The sequence below is a fragment of the Dyella sp. genome (assembly GCF_036568765.1).
GTDB lineage: Bacteria > Pseudomonadota > Gammaproteobacteria > Xanthomonadales > Rhodanobacteraceae > GSA-30.
On the sequence record NZ_DATCRY010000108.1, the window covers coordinates 1 to 6,497 of the forward strand.

Here is a 6,497-nt window from a genome sequence, read left to right on the forward strand (position 1 = left end):
TGTCCCGCCATCGTGCGCAATAGCGGGGCAATAAAGAATCGCATGCCAACGGCGACCGCCATGGGCGTGCCTGGCAGGGCCATCACGATCGGCCCTTCGCGCAGGCACGCGGCCAATTGCGGTTTGCCGGGGCGAATGGCCACTTTGTGAAACAGCCACTCGGCACCAAAACCAAGCAAGGTATCGGGTACGAAATCGTAGCGCCCCATCGAAACCGCGCCCGTACTGACGACCAGGTCGGCACCGGCATCGAGCGCCCGGCGCAGAGCTTCGGCATACGTAAGAGCGGTATCGTCGACAGTCTCACAGCCGACCAGCTGCGCGCCGCATTGCGCCAGCGCCGCACATAAGTACGGCCCATTGGAGTTGTAGATGCGTTCGGCATCGAGAGGAGTGCCGAGGTCGGCCTGCAACTCCTTGCCTGTGCAGATCACCGCCACCCGCGGCCGCCGCACGACCTTCACCCTGCCGATGCCGAGCGCAGCAAGCAGCATGATTTGCGCGGGCGAGATCTGACTGCCGGCGCGCAGTGCATGGGCACCTCTTGCGATATCGCTGCCGGTCAGGCGTACATTGCTACCCGCATGCAAGGCATCGAGCAGGCGGATCCGCGAGGGCGTACCGTCGGCGTCGCTCTCCAGACACTGAGTACGTTCCACCGCAATCACAGTGTCCAGTCCGGCAGGCAGGCGCGCACCGGTCATAATCTCCCATGCATCGCCACTGGACGTACTTGCCGCATCGCCAGCTGCCTGGGAACCCTGTACCGCATGCTCGGTATTCGCAGCCAGGCTGCTACCCGAGGACAGCGCATAGCCATCCATCGCTGCATGATCGAACGACGGCAAAGCTATGGGACTGACGATATCTTCAGCCAGCACCCGCCCGGCCGTGTCAGCCAGTGCGCAGGCTTCGCTCGACAACTTCGGTGCGCGGGCCAGGAGTCGATCGATAGCCTGGGCGTAATCGATCATGGCTCAGCCGTGCGCCTTCTCGCGATGCGGGCGATGCGTATGGGGAGGCTCGTGCTCATGCGCACGACCGGTATGCGAGCAGGCCACCCATGCCGTCTCTCCGCTCAGGTAATGCTCTTTCTTCCAGATCGGCAGGCGATGTTTGATCTCGTCGATGATGTAGCGGCACGCGCGAAAAGCTTCATCGCGATGAGCCGAGGAAACGCCGATCCATACCGCGAGGTCGCCGATCGCCAGGTTGCCGGTACGGTGAACGCAGGAAGCCGCCAGCACACCATAGCGATCGATCGCTTCTTGCATGATGCGTTCGCCTTCGGCCAAGGCCAGCTCTTCGTAAGCCTCGTACTCCAGACCGTCGACTTCGCGTCCGTCGTTGTGGTTGCGCACCCAGCCTTCGAAACTGCTAAAGCCGCCGGCAGCCGCATGGAGCAGCGGTGCCCGCGACGCCGTGACATCGATCGCGCGATCGGAAAGGCTGAAACGGCTCATCCGCCAGCCACCGGCGGGATGAACACCACGGTATCGCCGTCGCTCAAACGATGGCTCCAGTCGCTGAATTGTTCGTTCACCGCCACCTTCAGCGCTTCGGCCGGCAAGGTGAAACCATGCCGGTGGCGCAGCTCGTCATAGAGTTCGCGCAGCGAGTTGGCCGATGTGACAACCTGCTCGCTGCCGCCGCCGGCCTGTTCGCGCAGTTGGGCGTAGTACTTGAGATTTACCGTGGTCATGATGGATTTCCGGGCGGTCAGCCGCCGATGTAATGCATTTCGATTTTACGACTGCCATCGTGACGATGTACGGCACGCTCTTCGCTGTAGCGATCGGTGCGCTGCAGCCATATCTCACGCAGACGGCCAAGCAGCTCCTGGTCGCTCGCCCCTTCCCGCAACGGCGTACGCAAGTCGGTGCCGTGCGTAGCGAACAGGCAGGTATAGAGTGTGCCCTCCGACGACAACCGTGCACGCGAACAGCCGCCGCAGAATGGCTGGGTGATCGAGGAGATCACGCCGATCTCGCCGGCGCCGTCACGGAAACGGAAGCGCGACGCGACTTCGCCGGGGTATTGCGACGGCAGCGCTTCCAGCGGCCAGCGTGCATCGATGCGGTCGATGAGCTCACGCGAAGGTACCACCTGATCGCGAGACCAGGCGTTGCGGTTGCCGACATCCATATATTCGATCAGGCGCGGCACGATGCCGGTGCCACGAAAGCGCTCGACCAGATCGAGCAAGCCAGCGTCGTTCACACCGCGCTGCACGACGGTATTGAGTTTGATGCCGCGTGGGAACCCGGCGGCCTGCGCCGCCTCGATACCCACCCAGACTTCTTCGAGGCTGCCGCGTCCGCCGCTCATACGATGAAATAGCGCCGGGTCGAGCGTGTCCAGGCTGATCGTGACCCGGTCCAGCCCCGCTTCCCTCAGCGCCCAGGCTTGGCGTGCCAGCAATACGCCGTTGGTGGTCAGCGCCAGATCATCGATGCCCGCGATGCGGCGTAGCCGCGAGACCAGCTCATCCAGATGCGGGCGCAGGAGAGGTTCGCCGCCGGTCAGGCGCAGCTTGCTTACGCCCAGCTGCGCGGCCAGCCGGGCAAGCCGCTCGATCTCATCGAAACTGAGCCGTTCGTCGTTACGCAGGAATACGAAGTGCTCCCCATAGGTCGATTCCGGCATGCAATAAGGACAACGGAAGTTGCAGCGATCCATCACCGATATGCGCAGATCGTGCAGGGACCGGCCATGGCGATCGCGAGGTCGCGGACCGGTGTCGAGCGGTTGGAGTATGGGGCGGGGATCGGTCATCGTGTGGAAATCATGGGTGCGGGACCGGCATTTGACAACCTTGCACCGGACGGTCTGCCCGACTGCCTCGATGTCTTGAACCGCGCAGGGCGCTGGCGACACTTACATGTGGCTGGCGCCGTTCATCTTCGACCTTGGTCGAGTGGCGTGTCACACGCGTTCACTTAACTATCGTGTATACAGCGTAAGCCACATAGCTCATAACAACCAATCCACACCTAGGGGGAAGCGCATGGCCGGGGTACCAGAAGCGAATGGGCTGAATACGGGGACAGGAGGGGCGGCAGGCATCCTGGCGCGAGAGCGCACCATTGCCGGACCGCGTTTCAATCGCTGGCTGGTCCCGCCGGCGGCGCTGGCGATCCATTTATGTATCGGCATGGCCTACGGCTTTTCGGTGTTCTGGCTGCCGATGACCAAATTGGTCCCGGGCGCGGACGCCGCAGCCTGCGCCAACCTCAGCTTCTTTGCCATGCTGTTCAACGGCAGCTGCAACTGGACCGTCCCCGCGGTCAACCATATTTTCGAGACCTTTATCGCCATGCTCGGCATTTCGGCTGCCATCTGGGGTGGCTGGCTGGAGCACGCAGGCCCGCGCAAGGCAGGCTTTATCGCGGCGCTGTGCTGGGGCGGCGGCCTGGTCATCGGCGGCATCGGCGTGTCGATCCACCAGCTATGGCTGGTCTACCTGGGGTGTGGCGTGTTGGGCGGCGTCGGCCAGGGCCTGGGCTATATCACGCCGGTCTCCACGCTTATTAAGTGGTTTCCCGACCGCCGTGGCCTGGCCACGGGTTTTGCGATCATGGGCTATGGCGGCGGCGCCCTGATCGGTGCCCCGATCGCGGTTGCGCTGATGCAGCAGTTCACCGTCGATGGCATTCCGGGCGTTGCCAATACATTGATGTTCATGGGCGTGCTGTACCTGATCGCGATGTCTTGCGGCGCGTTCGGCTTCCGCGTGCCACCGAACGGCTGGAAACCGCTCGGCTGGACCGCTCCGACGCAGTCGACCAACAAGCTCATTACCCAGCGTCACGTGCACCTGAATCGCGCATGGAAAACCCCGCAGTTCTGGCTGATCTGGGTCGTGTTGTGCGTGAACGTGACCGCTGGCATCGGCGTGTTGTCGATGGCCAGCCCCATGTTGCAGGACGTATTCGGCGGCAAACTGCTCGGACTGGCTAGCGGCACCGACCTGACTGCCGCGCAGAAAGCTGCGATCGCAGCCTCGGCTGCCGGCCTGGTTGGCTTGATCAGCTTGTTCAACAGTCTCGGCCGTATTTTCTGGGCATCTACGTCCGACTTCATCGGGCGCAAACCGACTTATTTCATTTTCTTTGCGCTGGGCATTCTGCTGTATTGCCTGCTGCCGACCTTGGGCCACCTGGGCATGGCGGCGATGTTCGTGATCGCGGTCTGCGTTATCTTGTCGATGTACGGCGGCGGCTTTGCCACCGTGCCGGCCTATCTGGCCGATATCTTCGGTACGCAGATGGTCGGCGCGATTCATGGCCGCCTGCTGACGGCCTGGTCCGTGGCCGGTGTGGCCGGCCCGTTCCTGATTGCCGCGGTACGCCAGGCGCAGCTGGATGCGGGCGTCGCCCACACGCTGGTCTACGATCGCACGCTGTATATTCTGGCGTGCCTGCTGCTGATCGGCATGATCTGCAACCTGTTGGTACGGCCGGTCAAGGAAAGCGACCAGATGACCGACGAAGAGCTGGCGCGCGAGCGTTCGCTCCAGAAAGAGGCTGCCGCGGCCGCCAATGCCGATTCGGCCGCGCGCGGCGGATTCGGCTTGCTGGGTATCGTGGCCTGGGCGCTGGTCGGCATTCCTTTCCTGATCGGCGTATATATCGCCATGCAGAAGGCGGCAGCGCTGTTTTAATAAGCGCTACGCTTTGGAAGGCGGTGTTTTTAAAGACAAATGTTTTAAAAAAGTTATTTGCAAGGTGAACGCATGAAACGTGCGACCCATGTCGCCAAGCTGCCGGACCTCCCCGAGGAGGTCCGCGCGGCCATCCTTAATGTCACCGACCGGATGAAGGACTTGCCCGGCGCCCTGCTCCCGGTTTTGCATGGCGTGCAAGAAGCCCTCGGCTACATACCCGAAGACGCCGTGCCGCTCATCGCGCGCGAGATGAATCTCTCGCGCGCCGATGTTCACGGCGTGATCAGCTTTTACCATTACTTCCGCTCGGAACCGGCCGGTCGGCGGGTTATCTACGTGTGCCGCGCCGAATCGTGCCAGGCCATGGGCGCTGTCACGCTCGAACAACATATCAAGCGACGCCTGGGCGTAGACTTTCACCAGACCACGAAAGACGGCGCCTACACGCTGGAACCGGTGTATTGCCTGGGCAACTGCGCCTGTTCGCCGGCAATCATGGTCGACGACGAGCTCAAGGGTCGAATGACGCCCGAACGTTTCGACACCTGGCTCGACGCGGAGGCCACATGAGCTTTGTCGTTTACGTACCGCGCGATGCGAGCGCGCTATCGCTGGGTGCCGAACAGGTCGCCCATGCCATTGCAGCCGAAGCAGCGCGGCGCGGTGCGGATGTCCAGGTCGTACGCAACGGCTCGCGCGGGTTGTTCTGGCTCGAACCAATGGTGGAAGTGGTCACGCCCGGTGGGCGCATGGCCTATGGGCCAGTACAAAAGAGCGATGTCTCCGCACTGTTCGACGCCGATTTCCTGCATGGCGGCAAACATGCCCTCGCGCTGGGGCCAACCGAAGAGATCGCTTACCTCAAAAACCAGCAGCGCCTGACCTTTTCACGTGTAGGCATTGTCGACCCGCGCAGCCTGGACGATTACAAAGCCCACGGTGGCTACCAGGGCCTTGAAGCGGCACTGAAACTCGAAGGCACAGCCATCATCCAGGCAGTCACCGATGCCGGCCTGCGGGGTCGCGGCGGTGCAGCCTTCCCTGCCGGCATCAAGTGGAAGACTTGCCACGATGCACCGGCCGGCCAGAAATACATTGTCTGCAACGCGGATGAAGGCGACTCGGGCACCTATTCCGATCGCATGGTCATGGAGGGCGATCCGTTCGTGCTGATCGAAGGCATGACGATCGCCGGATTGGCCGTAGGCGCGACCCAGGGTTATATCTATCTGCGCGTCGAATACCCGCATGCACAACGGGCGCTCGAAGCGGCCATTGCCGCCGCCGAAGCCGCCGGCTATCTCGGTGACAACGTCGCCACTAGCGGCAAGGCCTTCCGGCTCGAGGTGCGCATGGCCGCTGGCGCATACATCTGCGGTGAGGAGACCTCGCTGCTCGAATCGCTGGAAGGCAAGCGCGGCCAGGTACGTTTCAAACCGCCGCTGCCGGCGATCGAAGGTCTCTTCGGCAGGCCGACGGTGATCAACAATGTGATTACCCTGGCATCGGTACCGATCATCCTGGCAAAGGGCGCCGGCTATTACCGCGATTTCGGCATGGGCCGCTCGCGCGGTACGCTGCCGATTCAATTGGCGGGCAATATCAAACGCCCAGGCCTGGTCGAGCGTGCATTCGGCCTGACGCTGCGTGAGCTCATTGAAGATTACGGTGGCGGTACCGCCAGCGGACGACCGGTGCGGGCCATCCAGGTCGGCGGGCCGTTAGGTGCCTATATCCCGGCATCGCAGTTGGATGTACAGATCGATTACGAAGCCTTTGTCGCCATCGGCGGCATGCTCGGCCACGGCGGCTTGGTCGTGTTCGACGATAC

7 protein-coding genes are annotated in these 6,497 nt (G+C 62.6%); 3 read left to right on the forward strand and 4 right to left on the reverse strand.

Features of this window, described 5'->3' with window-relative positions:
* The 4 genes from VIM98_RS07780 to moaA all read right to left on the reverse strand — a co-directional run.
* Positions 1–974 (reverse strand): molybdopterin molybdotransferase MoeA (locus tag VIM98_RS07780; RefSeq protein ID WP_331992531.1); only part of this gene is annotated, 974 nt, incomplete at its 3' end.
* 3 nt (positions 975–977) lie between these two features.
* Positions 978–1,463, reverse strand: coding sequence for a molybdenum cofactor biosynthesis protein MoaE (locus VIM98_RS07785; protein ID WP_331992532.1), 486 nt, complete (start codon positions 1,461–1,463; stop codon positions 978–980).
* The gene (locus tag VIM98_RS07790) at positions 1,460–1,702 is read right to left on the reverse strand and encodes a MoaD/ThiS family protein (RefSeq protein ID WP_331992533.1); all 243 of its coding nucleotides are present in this window, start codon (positions 1,700–1,702) and stop codon (positions 1,460–1,462) included. The genes VIM98_RS07785 and VIM98_RS07790 overlap by 4 nt, the downstream gene beginning before the upstream one ends.
* Before the next feature lie 17 nt (positions 1,703–1,719).
* Positions 1,720–2,775 carry a GTP 3',8-cyclase MoaA gene (gene moaA / locus VIM98_RS07795; RefSeq protein WP_331992534.1) on the reverse strand — a complete coding sequence of 352 codons (1,056 nt, stop codon included), beginning with the start codon at positions 2,773–2,775 and terminating at the stop codon, positions 1,720–1,722.
* Positions 2,776–3,007: 232 nt separating this feature from the next.
* Here moaA and VIM98_RS07800 point away from each other — a divergent pair, with 232 nt between their 5' ends.
* The 3 genes from VIM98_RS07800 to VIM98_RS07810 all read left to right on the forward strand — a co-directional run.
* Positions 3,008–4,663, forward strand: a complete 1,656-nt coding sequence (locus VIM98_RS07800; protein ID WP_331992535.1) for an OFA family MFS transporter — start codon at positions 3,008–3,010, stop codon at positions 4,661–4,663.
* 72 nt (positions 4,664–4,735) lie between these two features.
* Entirely contained in the window at positions 4,736–5,236 is a 501-nt protein-coding gene (locus VIM98_RS07805) for a formate dehydrogenase subunit gamma (RefSeq protein WP_331992536.1), read from the forward strand.
* Positions 5,233–6,497, forward strand: a 1,265-nt coding sequence (locus VIM98_RS07810; RefSeq protein WP_331992537.1) for a formate dehydrogenase, incomplete at its 3' end; no start/stop codon positions are given. The genes VIM98_RS07805 and VIM98_RS07810, both read left to right, overlap by 4 nt.

What these genes read in the sequence shown, in the direction of transcription:
- VIM98_RS07785 (WP_331992532.1), bottom strand. Translation starts at nt 1,463, where the DNA reads ATGAGCCGTTTCAGCCTTTCCGATCGCGCGATCGATGTCACGGCGTCG.
- VIM98_RS07805 (WP_331992536.1), top strand. Translation starts at nt 4,736, where the DNA reads ATGAAACGTGCGACCCATGTCGCCAAGCTGCCGGACCTCCCCGAGGAG.
- moaA (WP_331992534.1), bottom strand. Translation starts at nt 2,775, where the DNA reads ATGACCGATCCCCGCCCCATACTCCAACCGCTCGACACCGGTCCGCGA.
- VIM98_RS07790 (WP_331992533.1), bottom strand. Translation starts at nt 1,702, where the DNA reads ATGACCACGGTAAATCTCAAGTACTACGCCCAACTGCGCGAACAGGCC.
- VIM98_RS07800 (WP_331992535.1), top strand. Translation starts at nt 3,008, where the DNA reads ATGGCCGGGGTACCAGAAGCGAATGGGCTGAATACGGGGACAGGAGGG.